At 54.8% G+C, this 14,980-nt stretch carries 16 protein-coding genes and 3 tRNA genes; 10 read left to right on the top strand and 9 right to left on the bottom strand.

Features of this window, described 5'->3' with window-relative positions; genetic code table 11:
- Positions 1–12: 12 nt before the first annotated feature.
- Together EDF73_RS15675 and EDF73_RS15670 are read right to left on the bottom strand one after the other, a co-directional pair.
- Complete coding sequence (locus tag EDF73_RS15675) at positions 13–486, bottom strand: threonine/serine exporter (RefSeq protein ID WP_132730013.1); 474 nt, start codon at positions 484–486, stop codon at positions 13–15.
- Entirely contained in the window at positions 477–1,253 is a 777-nt protein-coding gene (locus EDF73_RS15670; protein WP_132730012.1) for a threonine/serine exporter ThrE family protein, read from the bottom strand. The genes EDF73_RS15675 and EDF73_RS15670 overlap by 10 nt, the downstream gene beginning before the upstream one ends.
- 285 nt (positions 1,254–1,538) lie before the next feature.
- Here EDF73_RS15670 and pobA point away from each other — a divergent pair, with 285 nt between their 5' ends.
- The 4 genes from pobA to bglJ all read left to right on the top strand — a co-directional run bounded on the left by pobA (position 1,539) and on the right by bglJ (position 5,237).
- On the top strand, positions 1,539–2,723 hold the full coding sequence (gene pobA, locus EDF73_RS15665) for a 4-hydroxybenzoate 3-monooxygenase (RefSeq protein WP_132730011.1): 1,185 nt from the start codon (positions 1,539–1,541) through the stop codon (positions 2,721–2,723).
- Between the two features lie 23 nt (positions 2,724–2,746).
- Complete coding sequence (locus EDF73_RS15660; protein ID WP_132730010.1) at positions 2,747–3,619, top strand: helix-turn-helix domain-containing protein; 873 nt, start codon at positions 2,747–2,749, stop codon at positions 3,617–3,619.
- Positions 3,620–3,885: 266 nt separating this feature from the next.
- Complete coding sequence (locus EDF73_RS15655; protein WP_132730009.1) at positions 3,886–4,608, top strand: response regulator transcription factor; 723 nt, start codon at positions 3,886–3,888, stop codon at positions 4,606–4,608.
- Positions 4,569–5,237 carry a DNA-binding transcriptional activator BglJ gene (gene bglJ, locus EDF73_RS15650; protein ID WP_165905728.1) on the top strand — a complete coding sequence of 223 codons (669 nt, stop codon included), beginning with the start codon at positions 4,569–4,571 and terminating at the stop codon, positions 5,235–5,237. The genes EDF73_RS15655 and bglJ overlap by 40 nt, the downstream gene beginning before the upstream one ends.
- Before the next feature lie 16 nt (positions 5,238–5,253).
- On the opposite strand, the gene EDF73_RS15645 is transcribed toward bglJ, so the two are convergent.
- Positions 5,254–5,712, bottom strand: coding sequence for a YbaK/EbsC family protein (locus EDF73_RS15645; protein ID WP_132730008.1), 459 nt, complete (start codon positions 5,710–5,712; stop codon positions 5,254–5,256).
- A gap of 340 nt (positions 5,713–6,052) precedes the next feature.
- Here EDF73_RS15645 and EDF73_RS15640 point away from each other — a divergent pair, with 340 nt between their 5' ends.
- Positions 6,053–7,396, top strand: a complete 1,344-nt coding sequence (locus EDF73_RS15640) for a PTS sugar transporter subunit IIC (protein ID WP_132730007.1) — start codon at positions 6,053–6,055, stop codon at positions 7,394–7,396.
- Positions 7,397–7,437: 41 nt separating this feature from the next.
- Here the strand turns inward: EDF73_RS15640 and fhuF are convergent, their stop codons facing one another.
- Together fhuF and EDF73_RS15630 are read right to left on the bottom strand one after the other, a co-directional pair.
- Positions 7,438–8,226, bottom strand: coding sequence for a siderophore-iron reductase FhuF (gene fhuF / locus EDF73_RS15635; protein ID WP_132730006.1), 789 nt, complete (start codon positions 8,224–8,226; stop codon positions 7,438–7,440).
- 109 nt (positions 8,227–8,335) lie between these two features.
- A complete protein-coding gene (locus tag EDF73_RS15630) occupies positions 8,336–9,382 on the bottom strand; it encodes a diguanylate cyclase (protein ID WP_132730091.1) in 1,047 nt (348 codons plus the stop codon).
- A gap of 263 nt (positions 9,383–9,645) precedes the next feature.
- Between EDF73_RS15630 and EDF73_RS15625 the strand changes: the two genes are divergently transcribed.
- Positions 9,646–9,885 (top strand): DUF1435 domain-containing protein, encoded by a 240-nt coding sequence (locus EDF73_RS15625; protein ID WP_132730005.1) that lies wholly within the window; start codon positions 9,646–9,648, stop codon positions 9,883–9,885.
- Between the two features lie 22 nt (positions 9,886–9,907).
- On the opposite strand, the gene EDF73_RS15620 is transcribed toward EDF73_RS15625, so the two are convergent.
- The 4 genes from EDF73_RS15620 to rsmC all read right to left on the bottom strand — a co-directional run bounded on the left by EDF73_RS15620 (position 9,908) and on the right by rsmC (position 11,422).
- A tRNA-Leu gene (locus EDF73_RS15620) sits at positions 9,908–9,994 on the bottom strand.
- Positions 9,995–10,024: 30 nt separating this feature from the next.
- Positions 10,025–10,111: transfer RNA gene (locus tag EDF73_RS15615), tRNA-Leu, on the bottom strand.
- Between the two features lie 28 nt (positions 10,112–10,139).
- Positions 10,140–10,226 (bottom strand) — tRNA-Leu (locus EDF73_RS15610).
- Positions 10,227–10,393: 167 nt separating this feature from the next.
- Positions 10,394–11,422 carry a 16S rRNA (guanine(1207)-N(2))-methyltransferase RsmC gene (gene rsmC, locus EDF73_RS15605; protein WP_132730004.1) on the bottom strand — a complete coding sequence of 343 codons (1,029 nt, stop codon included), beginning with the start codon at positions 11,420–11,422 and terminating at the stop codon, positions 10,394–10,396.
- Between the two features lie 204 nt (positions 11,423–11,626).
- On the opposite strand from rsmC, the gene EDF73_RS15600 reads away from it, so the two are divergent.
- The 4 genes from EDF73_RS15600 (at position 11,627) to prfC (ending at position 14,917) form a co-directional block, all read left to right on the top strand.
- Positions 11,627–12,040: a DNA polymerase III subunit psi gene (locus tag EDF73_RS15600; protein WP_132730003.1), complete on the top strand. Its 414-nt coding sequence runs from the start codon at positions 11,627–11,629 to the stop codon at positions 12,038–12,040.
- Positions 12,009–12,455, top strand: coding sequence for a ribosomal protein S18-alanine N-acetyltransferase (gene rimI, locus EDF73_RS15595; RefSeq protein WP_132730002.1), 447 nt, complete (start codon positions 12,009–12,011; stop codon positions 12,453–12,455). Before EDF73_RS15600 ends, rimI begins: the two co-directional genes overlap by 32 nt.
- A gap of 103 nt (positions 12,456–12,558) precedes the next feature.
- Complete coding sequence (gene yjjG / locus EDF73_RS15590) at positions 12,559–13,236, top strand: pyrimidine 5'-nucleotidase (protein WP_132730001.1); 678 nt, start codon at positions 12,559–12,561, stop codon at positions 13,234–13,236.
- A 91-nt stretch (positions 13,237–13,327) separates the two neighbouring features.
- Positions 13,328–14,917, top strand: coding sequence for a peptide chain release factor 3 (gene prfC, locus EDF73_RS15585; protein WP_132730000.1), 1,590 nt, complete (start codon positions 13,328–13,330; stop codon positions 14,915–14,917).
- The last annotated feature ends 63 nt before the right edge of the window (positions 14,918–14,980 follow it).

Genomic DNA, 14,980 nt, shown 5'->3' with positions numbered 1-14,980 from the left:
GGGCGCGGTTGACTATACCCGCGGGCGCTTACGATACAGCCAGAGTCCCGGAATGGACAGACCAATAGACAGCGCGCCGACGATGGAGGAGGCCTTCAGGAAATTACTCAGCAGCATGATCATCATCTCTTCCGAATAGCCGAAATGGCTGATCTTTACCGCCGAGATCATCGCCGTATAGGCGGAGATACCGGGGAACATCGGAATCACCGCCGCCACGGTAAAAATCTTCGGGTGCGCCAGATACCAGCGGGACCACTGAATACCGATACTGCCGACCAGCAGCGCGGCGAGGAAGGTGGCCCACTCAATATTAAACCCCGCCGTCATCATCACCATCCGCGAACCATGGCCGATAGCCCCCAGCAGAGCGCACCAGCGCAGCGCGCGCTGCGGGACGTTAAATACCATGGCGAACCCGGCTGCCGGAATCGCCGCCAGCGCCATATCCTGGAGCAGAGCAAAAAAATAGGAAATTATGCCCATCCGCGTAGCCCCCATACGGTCATCGCCATGACCACTCCTATACAGGTGGCCAGCGTTAGCAGGCTGGCCAGCGCCCAGCGCGCCAGACCGGTATTAATATGCCCCTTAAACATATCCGCGACGGCGTTAATGAGCGGGAATCCGGGAACCAGCAGCAGGACGCTGGCGGCCATCGCCACCGTTGGCGTGCTGGTAAACGCGGGCAGACGAAGCATCAACCCGGAGATGGTGGTGGCGACAAAGGCGGTAATACAGAAGTTGATCTGCGGATGCATCGAACGATGGGTCAAAAGCTGGCGAATATACATCGCGATGGTGCTGGCGCAGAAGGTCACCAGCGCGCCGTCCCAGCCGCCGTTGTTTAGCTTGCAAAAGCAGGCGCAGGAGAGCCCAACCATCAGCACCACCAGCCAGCGCGGATAGCGCAGGGGCTTAATCTGCGTAAAGCGCTTTTCGACATCTTTATAATCCAGCAGCTTATGCTCGGCCATAATCACAATATGCTGCACTTCGGTGACCACATGCATATTGATGCCGCGATCGACATTTTTGCGCGTGGAGGTCAGGCATTCGCCGTCTTTGATGGTCGTGAGCACAATCGCATTCGAAGAAATGGCGCTCTCGACGCTGTCCATGCCCAGCGCTCGCCCGAGACGCGTCGATAGCTCCTCCACCAGCGCGCTCTCCGCACCGTGCTGTAATAAGAAAAGACCACACTGGATACACAATCGCGTAATTGTGCGCTGCACTGCCCGATCTGCTTGCATAGATACCTGCTGTCCGTCACGTCCGATGCCGTAGTGTCTGCCGCTACTTTAACCTGAACGCCCGCCGCCACTGCGGAGGGGGATCAAACAATGGGTAAAAAGTCGCCACCGGCGAACGGAATGGAATTTGACCCCGGCCACACTTTGGCAAAACTGTTGGAAAGTGCAATTTTTGCACCCATTATGGCCTTCTTTTTCACATCCGACTTATCAAAAATGCAGTAATGAACTTTTAATAAACAAAAAATAAACAAATAATTAACCATGCGGGAGTGAGACAACCCTATGAAAACACAGGTCGCTATTATCGGTGCCGGCCCTTCCGGGCTGCTGTTGGGCCAACTGCTGCATCGTGCCGGCATTCGTAGCGTAATCCTCGAGCGGCAAACGCCAGAGTATGTGCTTGGCCGTATCCGCGCGGGCATTCTGGAAAGCGGCACCGTTGAGCTATTGCGCGAAGCGGGGGTCGCGCAACGCATGGATGCGGAGGGCCTGGTGCACCATGGGGTCGAGTTTTTGTTTGAGGGACAGCGGGTGCCGGTTGCTCTGACGGAGCTCACCGGAGGCAAAAGCGTGACGGTGTACGGCCAGACCGAGGTGACCCGGGATTTAATGGCGGCGCGCGCGGAATGCGGAGCGCCGATTGTGTATAGCGTCAGCGATGTGGTGATTCAGGATGCGAAGAGCGACCGGCCGTCAGTCACCTTCGTCAGCGGCGGGGAAATCTGTCGCCTGGAGTGCGATTTCATCGCCGGCTGCGATGGGTTTCACGGCGTCTCGCGACAAAGCATCCCGCGCGACGTGATTAAAGAGTATGCAAGCGTCTGGCCGTTTGGCTGGCTGGGGCTGCTGGCGGATACCCCGCCGGTGAATCCTGAGCTTATCTATGCGCACCATGAACGCGGATTCGTCCTTTGTAGTCAGCGCTCACTCACCCGCAGCCGGTACTATTTACAGGTACCGCTAAGCGACGACGTTGCCGCGTGGTCCGATGAACGCTTCTGGCAAGAGTTGAAGCGCCGCCTGCCGGATGAGCTGTCGACAAAGTTAGTGACTGGTCACTCACTTGAGAAAAGCATCGCGCCGCTGCGCAGCTACGTGGTGGAACCGATGCAGTACGGGCGGCTGTTCCTGGTGGGGGATGCGGCGCATATCGTGCCGCCGACCGGGGCAAAAGGGTTGAACCTGGCGGCCTCCGATGTGAACTATTTGTGGCGGATCCTGCGCGAGTATTATCACCGCGGCCGCGCCGATCTGCTGGCGAGCTACTCGCGTTTCGCGCTGGACCGGGTGTGGAAAGGCGAGCGCTTCAGCTGGTTCATGACCCGCCTGCTGCATGATTTCCCGCAGCAAAGCGAATTCGATAAAAAAATGCAGGCGGCCGATCGCCGCTATTATCTTGGTTCACGCGCCGGACTGACTACCATTGCGGAAAACTATGTCGGTCTACCGATGGCGCGTGTGGTATAGCGTTGAATATAGCAGGAGTCGTCATGCAGGCGGTAAATCGCGTTCCGGTGTTTAAATTGTATGGTGAAGAGCGCGACTGGCCGACGCCCGACCTGCTGCACTGCGAGTCAATCCTGCAGCGCAGCAGCCTGTATGAATGGCATATCCGTCGGCATCAGCATGCGGAGCTGGTCCAGTTACTCTATTTGCATAAAGGCAGGGCGGAAATCGAAATTGAAGGGACCACGCGCGTGATGACGGAATCATGCATTCAGGTGGTACCGGCGTTGTGTATCCATGGCTTTCGCTTTTCCCCGGGTACCGAGGGTTATGTTTTGTCGCTGGCGTTGCCGCTGCTCAGCCGCTTTGAAAACCAGTTTGGCCGCCAGCTTGATGTCCTCAGCCAGGCGCAGTGCGTGGCGGTTAAACGCTCCCGCGGGCATATTCGCGCCCTCTTTACGGCATTGTGTGAAGAGTATTGTGAAGATCGGGACGCGCGCGAAATGATGCTGCATTCGCTGTCAGGCACGCTACTGGTGTGGCTGAATCGCCAGTGTCTGCCGTCGACGCCAGCCGCGGAGGGGAAAGCCGAACGTAAGCGCAGCGTCATGCGTCATTTCTCCCGTCTTATTGAAAGTCATTATCGCGAACATCTGCCGCTGGCGGAGTATGCCCGCCAGGTAGGGCTTTCGGCGACGCATCTTAATTATTTATGCCGTGAATTTTATGGCTGCAGCGCTTTGGGGGTTTTACATCAAAGGTTGATGCTTGAGGCACGGCGTAATCTGCAATATACCACGATGACCGTGACGCAACTTTCTGATTATTTGGGTTTTTCCGATGTAACCTATTTTTCTCGCTTTTTCCGCCGCTATAGCGGTATGTCGCCCAAAGCATTCAGAGATGATATTAAATAAAGGTCGCCAGCCCAAGTTTTAATTTATTATTTCTAATGTTTGTTTTAATTTTTTCTAATTTAGTGCCGTTTATTATCTGTGTTAACGTTATTTATTGCTAACATCAGCAATTAATAGGTTACTCACCATATAAAGTTGGTTCAGAACGTCGGGCCGACACGTTCGCCAGGGACGAGAAAGATTCATCTGGCAAAATAACAGGGTGGTTGCCAGATCCCCCATCTGTTTATGCCAGCCGTGAATCTTCTACGGGAAGCGGAGGATTTATGTTACCAGCACAGGATAAGCACGGCATTATTATCAGCAAAATACCGGTCATGCAGTCCGGCTTAAAAGCCATTACCGGAGAATATCTTCCTGATTATGACTTCAGTTATTGCCGCTCTCAGGAAGATCTTACGCTACTTCAGCTGCGGCGGACCAGGGTGGTTGTGGCCGATTTATCCGGTGAAATCATGCAGCTGCGGGAAGTTTGTGAGCACTATTGCTCCTTAATGGCCCGCTACCGGGATATTCATTGGGTTTATCTGATTGGACGTTCATGTGACACCCAGGCCAGGGAATTTTTAGCCTGCCCTGAAAGTACCCTCATTTCCGAGAGTGAACCGGTGGCGTGCGTCGGCGCCGCGATCCGCGCAGGTGAAGCCCCTGGCGCAAGCGTTAGCCAGGCCGTATTCGTCCCGCAGGCAGAGAGCGGTGGCCGCGTTCAGGAGACGGCGAGCGTTTTGACCCTCTCGGAACGTAAAGTTTTACGACTTCTGGCGAAAGGTTGGGGAATTAATCAGATCGCCTCGTTACTGAAAAAAAGTAATAAGACGGTCAGCGCGCAGAAGAATAGCGCGTTACGCCGTTTATCTCTGCGCAGTAATGCAGAAATGTACGCGTGGATGAATAGTGCGCAGGGAATGAAAGAGTTGAGTATATACTCAGCCTACGGAGAACAGCGGGAATGGGAAAAGAGAGCGCCACACGATATATTGCTGTTGTAGAACAATGTGTGATGACGGAAGTCGCGCTTCGCTATCTGTTAAACGCTGAAGTCGGCGCCAGTTATCGTATTCAGTTTTTTAAAGATGCTCAGTCATTAAAGCAAGTATTCAACGTTAAGAATATTTCTGCGGTTATTTTTTCCCTTTCCGGTCACCGTCAGCCGCGGCTGGAAAGCTTGCTTTTTCTTCATGAGATAGCCTGTTCTCATCCTGACGTGCGGCGAATTATTTTAGCTAACGATCGAGGGGAAGTTCGCTTAATTCACCAGCTGACTCCCTCTTGCCTGCACGGCGTTTTAAATAAATCGGTCCGCCGGGAACTGTTGCAGGAACAGTTATTATCGCTTCTTGCGCCGCCTGACGAGCCGTATATTTGTCAGCACCCGCAGCCGTGCGGCTACATACTGAGTCCCACTGAACATAGCATTCTTCGCTATATGACCTACGGTTATTCATTGTCCGAGATAGCGATTCAGCTCGATCGGAATATCAAAACCATCCGAGCCCATAAATGTAACGCCATGATCAAGCTGGGCGTCCGTTCTGATATCGGCCTGCTGAGCGCGGCCGATCTTCTGATGCATCTGTCGTTGAACGGAGAAAAAACGGCAGAGGTGGACTTCGCCTGATCTTGCCTGCGGTAGGCTACTGGCAAACGTCAATCCAGGTCGCATCGGTCAGCTGCACCATTCGGTCAGGAGAAATGCGTACCGCGCTATGGATCGCTCCCGCCGCAGGTAAAACTTCCGGGTACTGCTTCAGCGAAATATCACAATAGACGACCAGCGGGTTCTCCAGGCCGAAAGGGCAGACGCCGCCAACCGGGTGCCCGGTTAACATCACCACCTCATCGCTGCTGAGCATGCGCGCTTTCGCGCCAAACGCTTCCTTTAGTTTTTTATTATCCAGCCGCGCATCACCGCTGGCGACCACCAGGATGACCTGATCCTTCACTTTTAAAGACAGGGTCTTGGCGATTTGCCCAGGCTCAACCCGATGTGCCGCGGCAGCGAGCGCAACGGTTGCCGTACTTTGATTGAGTTCGATGATTTCGATATCGGGGGCATGCTCGGCAAAAAACTGCCGCACGGACTGCAGACTCATTGGGATCTCCTGATTAGTGTCCATTTAAATCTGTCATAAGCCTGGCGGAGTGTAAATATTGGCGGCGGATAATCCGGAATTTTTCTAATTTGTGGATCTTCTTCACAATCACCGCAACCGGTTACTGTAACCGGTTGCTGTTATGCGCGCTCAGAGGAATACTGAATGGGTAACTTCCCTGTACCACTCATAACAAAAGAGCCGTGTATGAATCGTACTGACTTGAGCAGTATAGCGAACAGGATAGCCAGCGTGTTTATCCGCTCACAGAACTTATTTCATCACAACGGCAGGATAATCGTTGTTGGGCCTGTGTCTAAAGCCTGTCAGGAGGGCTGCTATGTCTGCTAACCATGCTGCGTTTAATCTGATATTTCGCTTTGTAGAAAATTATATTAGCCCTGTTGCCGGGCGTATCTCGTCGCAGCGCCACGTGATGGCTATTCGTGACGGCTTTATTTCGGCAATGCCGTTTATGATCGTCGGTTCATTCCTGCTGGTCTTTGCTTACCCGCCGTTTTCGCCGGATACCACCTGGGGATTTGCTCGCGCCTGGCTGGATTTGGCTAAAGAGTTTGAAGGGCGAATTTTGACGCCGTTCGATATGACAATGGGCATCATGTCGATTTATATCTGCGCCGCGATCGCTTATAACCTCGGCAAACATTACGAGAAGCCCAACCAGCTCGATCCATTTATGTGCAGCATGCTGTCAATCATGGCCTTTCTGCTGGTGGCGGCACCGAAAACGAACGGCAATTTGCCGGTCGATAGCCTGGGGGGGACGGGGATCTTTACCGCGATCCTCGTGGCGGTGTATTGCGTTGAAATGATGCGTTTCCTGAAGGCACATAATATCGGCATTCGCCTGCCGGATCAGGTGCCGCCGATGATCAAAAACTCCTTCGACCTGCTGATTCCGGTACTGGTGGTCGTCCTGACCCTGTATCCGCTGAGCCTGTTTATTCAGCACCATTTTGACATGCTTATTCCGCAGGCCATCATGGCGATCTTTAAACCGCTGGTCTCTGCTGCTGACTCCTTACCGGCGATTTTGCTGGCGGTATTGATCGGCCACCTGCTGTGGTTTGCCGGGATTCACGGCGCGGCCATTGTTTCCGGCATGCTGCAGATGTTCTGGCTGACTAACCTCGGGATGAACCAGCAGGCGCTGGCGCAGAGTGCCCCCCTCCCGCATATCTTTATGGAGGCGTTCTGGACATTCTTTATTGTGATCGGGGGATCCGGCGCCACCATGGGGCTGGTCATCTGCTACCTGCGTAGCCGTTCGGCGCACCTGCGTTCTATCGGTCGCCTGAGCGTGGTGCCGAGTATGTTTAACATTAACGAACCGGTGATCTTCGGGACGCCGATCGTCATGAACCCGGTATTCTTTATTCCGTTCCTGCTGGCGCCGATGGTTAACGCTGTCCTGGCCTGGGCGGCGATGAAGCTGGATCTGATTGGGCGGGTTATTTCCGTCGTGCCGTGGACGGCGCCGGCGCCGATTGGCGCCGCCTGGGCTCTGGGGTGGGATTTCCGCGCGGCGATACTGGTGATTATCCTCGCCTGCGTCTCAGCGATTATCTACTTCCCGTTCTTTAAGGTGTATGAGAAACAGCTGCTGGCGCAGGAGGCTGAAGAGGCCCAGCGCGTGGAAGAAGAAAACCAGCAGACGGCATAAGAAAACCGACGGGCGGCCCGATCGCCGCCCGTAGCCGGAGATTATTTCAGCGTGCAGTCCCCGCACTGCTGAACGTCGGGCAGGCGGTTACGCTGGCAGCAGGTACGCCGCACCAGCAGCCCTTCACGTAAAATGACCGTCCGCCACAGCGGATTGTCCTCACCATCAGCGAACTGCTTCGCAAAGAAACAGTGCTGACGCAGGGCGGCAACCTGTTCATTGCCCAGCAGCGCTTTCATCTCACCCAGATACCAGTTAATCAGATAGCCGGTATTGCTCCAGATAAGCTTGCCATTGATATTGCCGGTCGCTTCCAGCGCCGCAACAACCGGCTGCAGCGCGCGGGTCACCAGGGTTTCCATACGCGCTTGCGGCGAGTGCCGGCGGGCGGCGGGATCCGCATGGACATCAATCCAGAAACAGGCCGCGCGGCCCGTCTCGTGAAATTCTACGTGGAAATGTTCCGGCGCCAGGCTAATGGCATTCTCTTCACTAAGCAGCGCCAGCATCAGCGGCGGCACCAGCAGACCGATGTACCATTGCGCCCACAGTGAAATCAGCGGCTTCTGTTCACGCAGGGCCGTAGGCTGGTTGCGATAGATATGATCGGAATAGGTCGCCAGCAGCGAGCTGAGCGCCGTGGGCTCAGACCACTCCGCCAGCGTGAGTGCGCAATGGGGGGCTTCTTCATCCAGACGGAGAAAATCCAGCAGATGCGGGCGTAGCGCGGAGATCTTTTCCCGGATGGCATTCGCCAACGCATATTCAGCCGGCGGCAGCGGAGTCTGCCAGATAATGTCGTTGCTGAATGGAATGGAACGGTAAGCCATCAGATCGCCAGATACAAATCTTAATGAGAATGATTAGTGATACTAGTAAGTTGTCAGGGCAATGGCAAGGGATTTGTTAGCGTCTTGCTGCCAGTGCAGCGGTGGGGGTTCAGCTGGCAAGAATAATGTTACGTCCGAGATTTTTCGCTTCGTAGAGCGCGGTATCGGCTCTTTTCAGCGCGCTGTCGATGTCGGAATCCGTCAGCGGCGTCATGCCAATGCTGATGGTGACGTTGGTGGCGACGCTCTCATTAAACATATGGGGGATTTTCAAATCGTAAACCTGCTGGCGGATGCGCTCTGCGGCCAGAGAGGCGGTTTCCGCCGTGCTGTTGGTCAGCAGCACCATAAACTCTTCACCGCCAAAGCGAGCGACGATATCGCGTGAGCGCACGGCATTGCGAATCGCTGCCGAGACCTGAATCAGCGCCTGATCGCCCATCATATGCCCGTAGTGGTCGTTGTAGGCTTTAAAATGGTCGATATCCAGCAGCAGGACATGATGGTCATTACCGCTCACCGCCAGAATGGTATCCAGTCGGTTTTGTAACCCGCGACGGTTATACAGGCCGGTAAGGGGGTCGAGCATGCTGAGATCGTTGAGGGTGTTACGTTCCTGCAATAGCTTATCCATTAGCCCCTGGGTGAATGCGTCGCTACGTTTTTGAACGATGCTCTGCAGCGTTATGCCAGCAAGGGGCAGAGCCAGGCAGTAGGACATCCGTAGCCACTGTTCGCCTTCCGCCAGGATCAGGCAGGCGATAAAGGTGGGCAGCGAGTGCAGCGTAAAAGCAATGATATTATTGGGAAAGGCGATAGCGCCAATAAACAATATGCTTAATAAGGCAATAACCAGAAAGTTAAAATGCGGCGGCGCCAGCATGAAAGCCTTTTCGGTAATATGCCAGGCCCACAGTACGCCGAAGATTAGAGAAATAAGCGCAATATTGATTTTGTGGCGGGAGAACTTCCAGTGCCATAACGCTAAGGCCGTGCTGAGAAGCACGAGCAGGGTACAGGGCAGGGTAAAACTGGCGGTGTTAAACAGCGGGCTGACCAGCGATAAAAACGCCGAAATGAAATTCAGCAGTAGAAAAAGCCGTAAGGAATACTGATATTTTTTTTGGTAATGCTTTTGCCAGGATTGTGCAGTCATATTGAGGATGTCGTTATTAGTCATTAAATTTCAAAATGATGGCTGCCAAAAATGGACGATGAAAAGCAATAACCTTATTACGGTTTTAACGAAATGATCAAATAATTTAATGCATTAGTGCCGTCCGCTTAATTTATCACCTTCATGAATATATGTCATTAGCGCGAACGTAAAGAACCGCACATCCTGCCGTACAGAACATGACAAATGATAAACATTATCATATGATATTGGTTATCATTATCGTTTTGAGAGGTGAAAACATGTTGCAGCGAACTTTAGGCAGTGGATGGGGTGTGCTACTTCCTGGCGTATTGATTGCTGTTCTGGGGTTTGCCGATCTGTCGGTGGAGGCCTGGCGTGGGCTGGTGACGGTCGGAATGCTGATGTCGGCATTAATGATCTGGCACCGACAATTGCGCCATTTCGTGTTGCTGCCGTCTTGCGTCGCGTTGATCAGTGGGATAATGCTGATGACGTTGAATTTAAAGCTGATGGGATAATGCAAAAGAAGGGTAAGAATATTGGTGCGAGGGGGGGGACTTGAACCCCCACGTCCGTAAGGACACTAACACCTGAAGCTAGCGCGTCTACCAATTCCGCCACCTTCGCACAGTATTCTTAATTTTGATATCGCTTCGTTGGTGCGAGGGGGGGGACTTGAACCCCCACGTCCGTAAGAACACTAACACCTGAAGCTAGCGCGTCTACCAATTCCGCCACCTTCGCACAGTGCGAGCGATATCTGCGTGGTTTATGGTGCGAGGGGGGGGACTTGAACCCCCACGTCCGTAAGGACACTAACACCTGAAGCTAGCGCGTCTACCAATTCCGCCACCTTCGCATACCATCGATACTGATAAAAGTATCGTTACCACGGAGGCGCATTCTAGTGGTTTTCAGCTATTCGTCAATAGTTAATTGTATCGCTTGAATTGATTGTTGCAAAAATGGCCGAATACGGGGGTAAAACCGGCGACGTGGCTGGCCCGTCGCCGGAGAGGGGAAGCGTTATTTTTTCGCCTGACGGGTCATCACGGTCCGGTAGACCTTAAAGCGGCCGGTCTGGGCGATCACTTCATGGAAGCCGAAGATTTCATCCAGCACATCCGGATATGGCAGGAAGGCGTTGGCGACAATGCGCAGCTCTCCGCCGCTGTTCAGGTGACGTACCGCACCGCGAATCAGGGTTTGCGCGGCTTCCTGGCTGGTCTGCAGGCCATCGTGGAACGGCGGGTTGGAGATAATCATGTCGAAACGACCGTTCACTTCGGAGAACACGTTGCTGGCGAAGACTTCGCCTTCAATGCCGTTTGCGGCGAGCGTCGCGCGGCTGGCTTCGACCGCTGGCGCGCTGACGTCACACAGCGTTAAGCGCACCTTCGGCGAATGGCTGGCCAGCACGGTCGCCAGCACCCCTGCGCCGCAGCCGACATCAAGCACTTTCCCTTTGGTGTGCGGGGTCAGGGTGGAGAGTAACAGCTGGCTGCCGATATCCAGCCCATCGCGGCTGAATACGCCAGGCAGGGTCTTAATCGTCAGATTTTCCAGCGGGTATTCGCCCCAGAACTGCTGCGGATCGAAGCCCGGCTGTTTTTCCAGACGCCCGTGATACAGCCCGCAGCGGCGCGCGCTGTCCACTTTGCTCAGGGGGACATATTCGGCGAGTATCTGCTCGGCGCTGCGCACGCCGCTGCGGTTTTCGCCGACGACGAAAACATCGCTGCCCACCGGCAGCAGCGAAAGCAGGTTCATCAACTGAAACTGTGCTTCCGGCTTGTTCTTCGGCCAGTAGTAAATCAGCGTATCGCAATCGGCGACGTCGCTGGCTTCAGCCACCAGGCTGAAACGGACGTTATCGCCCATCTGGCGGTTCAGGACCTGCCAGTGGTGAAACTGCTGGGTATGGGCGCGGCTGGCTGCAGTGTCCAGGCGTGCTGGCAGGTCATCCTGCAGGTCACCGGCAAACAGAACGCGTGCGGGTTCGAAATCATCACTGTGGCGCAGCAAGACTTCACTTGCCGGGGTAAAAGCAGACATGAAACACTCCTTCATTAAGACTGGCGCCGATTATACACGTTATCCTTGAGGCTGCCTCTTTGTTGGCGCTATTGGCGCTGTCGGACGCCATATTGCCTGATGGCCGCGACGACGTGCGGCGTTGCTGCGCAATGTATGGAGTTTGTTGGCGCAGATACCACGGATTTGCTATATTGCGCGCTTGATTAACAGGAGTGTTTCGCTATGACTTCCCGACGAGACTGGCAATTACAGCAGCTGGGTATTACCCAGTGGTCGCTGCGTCGCCCCGGGGCGTTGCAGGGCGAAATCGCTATCTCGCTTCCCGGGCATATTCGTTTGCTGATGGTGGCGGAAAACCCGCCGTCGCTAACTGAACCGCTAATCAGCGATATTTTACGCGCGCTGGCGCTGACGCCGGATCAGGTGCTGCAGTTGACGCCGGATCGCGTGGCGATGTTGCCGCAGGATAGCCGCTGCAACAGCTGGCTGCTGGGCACTGACACACCGTTACTGCTGGCGGGCGCCCAGGTCTCAACGCCCGCTTTTGATGAACTCCAGACCAGCGCGTCTGCCCGAATGGCGCTCTGGCAACAAATCTGCGCACATGAACACGATTTCTACCCTCAACACGGCTGATTTGCCCCGTGCCTGGCAAATAGAACAACGCGCCCACGCTTTTCCGTGGAGTGAACACACCTTTGCCAGCAATCAGGGCGAACGCTACCTGAATCTTCAGCTGGCGGTCGATGGGGAGATGGCGGCATTCGCGATTACGCAAATTGTGCTGGACGAGGCGACCCTGTTCAACATCGCCGTCGATCCGGCTTTTCAGCGACGCGGCCTTGGGCGCGCGCTGCTGGAACGGGTGATTGATGAAGTCGAAAAGCGCGGCGTCGTGACGCTGTGGCTGGAGGTGCGCGCGTCTAACGCCGCCGCTATCGCCCTCTATGAAAGTTTAGGCTTTAACGAGGCAACCCTTCGCCGCAACTATTACCCCACGGCCGACGGGCGTGAGGATGCGATCGTCATGGCGCTGCCGATAAGTATGTAACAGCCTGGCGCGGTAGGGTTTTTTATGGGTAAGTCGGAGCCGGTGGTGTTCAGACTTGCTGCAACAACTATGCCTACGGGGTGGGCAACGACAAGGTGATACGATGAAGTGGGACTGGATTTTCTTTGATGCCGACGAAACGCTGTTTACGTTTGACTCTTTTACCGGTTTACAGCGCATGTTTCTCGACTATAGCGTGACCTTTACCGCCGAAGATTTTCAGGACTATCAGGCCGTGAATAAGCCGCTGTGGGTGGATTACCAGAACGGCGCTATCACCGCTTTGCAGCTACAGCATCAGCGTTTTGATAGCTGGGCCGAACGCCTCAGCGTGCCGCCGGGCGAGCTCAACGACGCGTTCATGAACGCCATGGCTGAGATTTGCGCCCCGCTGCCGGGGGCGGTATCGCTGCTGAACGCGCTGCAGGGCAAGGTCAAGATGGGCATCATCACCAACGGATTTACGTCGTTACAGCAGATCCGGCTGGAGCGCACCGGGCTGCGCGATCACTTTGATTTACTGATTATTTCTGAAGAAGTGGGCGTGGCGAAGCCGGATGCGCGCATTTTTGATTACGCGCTGGCGCAGGCGGGCCACCCCGAACGTTCCCGCGTGCTGATGGTGGGAGATACGGCGGAGTCCGATATTCGCGGCGGTGTGAACGCGGGCCTCGCGACCTGCTGGCTGAATGCCCATCAGCGCGAACTGCCTGCGGACCTCCAGCCGGACTGGACGGTGGCCTCTTTAAGCGAACTGGAGCAGCTCCTGTGTAAACACTGATTGCCTCCCCCCTATTGATGGGTAAAATAGCCGCAATTTTTCGTATTCAACATGCGTGGCCGGTTGCCGCGTTTACTAAGAAGATTGAATTATGACGTTGTCTCCTTATCTGCAAGAGGTGGCTAAGCGCCGCACTTTTGCCATTATTTCTCACCCGGATGCCGGTAAAACCACCATCACCGAAAAGGTGCTGCTGTTCGGACAGGCGATTCAGACCGCCGGCAGCGTAAAAGGCCGCGGCTCCAGCCAGCATGCAAAATCTGACTGGATGGAGATGGAAAAGCAGCGTGGTATCTCCATTACCACCTCGGTGATGCAGTTCCCGTATCACGGTAGCCTGGTTAACCTGCTGGACACCCCGGGCCACGAAGACTTCTCCGAAGATACTTACCGTACGCTGACGGCGGTGGACTGCTGCCTGATGGTGATCGATGCGGCAAAAGGCGTTGAAGATCGTACCCGTAAGCTGATGGAAGTGACCCGTCTGCGCGATACGCCGATCCTGACCTTTATGAACAAGCTCGACCGTGATATCCGCGATCCGATGGAGCTGCTGGATGAAGTGGAAAACGAGCTGAAAATCGGCTGCGCGCCGATCACCTGGCCGATTGGCTGCGGTAAACTGTTTAAGGGCGTATACCATCTGTATAAAGATGAAACCTACCTGTATCAGACCGGCAAGGGCCACACCATCCAGGAAGTGCGGATCGTTAAAGGACTGAACAACCCGGATCTCGATCGGGCGGTGGGCGAAGATCTGGCCCAGCAGCTGCGCGATGAGCTGGAGCTGGTGCAGGGCGCCTCGAACGAATTTGATAAAGAGCTGTTCCTCGCAGGCGAAATTACCCCGGTCTTCTTCGGTACCGCATTGGGTAACTTCGGCGTCGATCATATGCTGGACGGCCTGGTTGAGTGGGCGCCCGCGCCGATGCCGCGTAAAACGGATACCCGTGAAGTGACGGCGGCAGAAGACAAGTTCACCGGCTTCGTCTTTAAAATTCAGGCCAACATGGACCCGAAACACCGCGACCGCGTGGCCTTTATGCGCGTGGTGTCCGGTAAATATGAGAAGGGCATGAAGCTGCGCCAGGTGCGTATCGGTAAAGATGTGGTTATTTCCGACGCGCTGACCTTTATGGCCGGCGACCGCTCGCACGTTGAAGAGGCTTATCCGGGCGATATCATCGGGTTGCACAACCACGGAACCATTCAGATTGGCGATACTTTCACCCAGGGCGAAATGATGAAGTTCACCGGTATCCCGAACTTCGCACCGGAGCTGTTCCGTCGTATTCGTCTTAAGGATCCGCTGAAACAGAAACAGCTGCTGAAAGGGCTGGTTCAGCTCTCCGAAGAGGGGGCGGTGCAGGTCTTCCGTCCGATCGCCAATAACGATCTGATTGTCGGCGCCGTCGGTGTGCTGCAGTTTGACGTGGTTGTTGCCCGCCTGAAGAGCGAATACAACGTTGAAGCGATTTACGAATCGGTGAACGTGGCGACCGCGCGTTGGGTGGAATCAACCGACGTGAAAAAGTTTGAGGAGTTTAAGCGTAAAAACGAAATTCAGCTGGCCCTCGATGGCGGTGATAATTTGACCTATATCGCCCCTACGATGGTTAACCTGAATCTGACGCAGGAACGTTATCCTGAAGTGTTGTTCCGCAAAACTCGCGAGCACTAATCCCTTCCGGAGCGCGGCTCGCGCTGCGCTCCACGCTTTTTTTACCTGTTCCTGGCATTGTAG

This window comes from Klebsiella sp. BIGb0138 (assembly GCF_004342285.1).
Taxonomy (GTDB): domain Bacteria; phylum Pseudomonadota; class Gammaproteobacteria; order Enterobacterales; family Enterobacteriaceae; genus Klebsiella.
This window is presented reverse-complemented; position numbering and strand designations above follow the sequence as displayed.

What these genes read in the sequence shown, in the direction of transcription:
- EDF73_RS15675 (WP_132730013.1), bottom strand. Translation starts at nt 486, where the DNA reads ATGGGCATAATTTCCTATTTTTTTGCTCTGCTCCAGGATATGGCGCTG.
- EDF73_RS15670 (WP_132730012.1), bottom strand. Translation starts at nt 1,253, where the DNA reads ATGCAAGCAGATCGGGCAGTGCAGCGCACAATTACGCGATTGTGTATC.
- pobA (WP_132730011.1), top strand. Translation starts at nt 1,539, where the DNA reads ATGAAAACACAGGTCGCTATTATCGGTGCCGGCCCTTCCGGGCTGCTG.
- EDF73_RS15660 (WP_132730010.1), top strand. Translation starts at nt 2,747, where the DNA reads ATGCAGGCGGTAAATCGCGTTCCGGTGTTTAAATTGTATGGTGAAGAG.
- EDF73_RS15655 (WP_132730009.1), top strand. Translation starts at nt 3,886, where the DNA reads ATGTTACCAGCACAGGATAAGCACGGCATTATTATCAGCAAAATACCG.
- bglJ (WP_165905728.1), top strand. Translation starts at nt 4,569, where the DNA reads ATGGGAAAAGAGAGCGCCACACGATATATTGCTGTTGTAGAACAATGT.
- EDF73_RS15645 (WP_132730008.1), bottom strand. Translation starts at nt 5,712, where the DNA reads ATGAGTCTGCAGTCCGTGCGGCAGTTTTTTGCCGAGCATGCCCCCGAT.
- EDF73_RS15640 (WP_132730007.1), top strand. Translation starts at nt 6,053, where the DNA reads ATGTCTGCTAACCATGCTGCGTTTAATCTGATATTTCGCTTTGTAGAA.
- fhuF (WP_132730006.1), bottom strand. Translation starts at nt 8,226, where the DNA reads ATGGCTTACCGTTCCATTCCATTCAGCAACGACATTATCTGGCAGACT.
- EDF73_RS15630 (WP_132730091.1), bottom strand. Translation starts at nt 9,382, where the DNA reads ATGACTGCACAATCCTGGCAAAAGCATTACCAAAAAAAATATCAGTAT.
- EDF73_RS15625 (WP_132730005.1), top strand. Translation starts at nt 9,646, where the DNA reads ATGTTGCAGCGAACTTTAGGCAGTGGATGGGGTGTGCTACTTCCTGGC.
- rsmC (WP_132730004.1), bottom strand. Translation starts at nt 11,422, where the DNA reads ATGTCTGCTTTTACCCCGGCAAGTGAAGTCTTGCTGCGCCACAGTGAT.
- EDF73_RS15600 (WP_132730003.1), top strand. Translation starts at nt 11,627, where the DNA reads ATGACTTCCCGACGAGACTGGCAATTACAGCAGCTGGGTATTACCCAG.
- rimI (WP_132730002.1), top strand. Translation starts at nt 12,009, where the DNA reads ATGAACACGATTTCTACCCTCAACACGGCTGATTTGCCCCGTGCCTGG.
- yjjG (WP_132730001.1), top strand. Translation starts at nt 12,559, where the DNA reads ATGAAGTGGGACTGGATTTTCTTTGATGCCGACGAAACGCTGTTTACG.
- prfC (WP_132730000.1), top strand. Translation starts at nt 13,328, where the DNA reads ATGACGTTGTCTCCTTATCTGCAAGAGGTGGCTAAGCGCCGCACTTTT.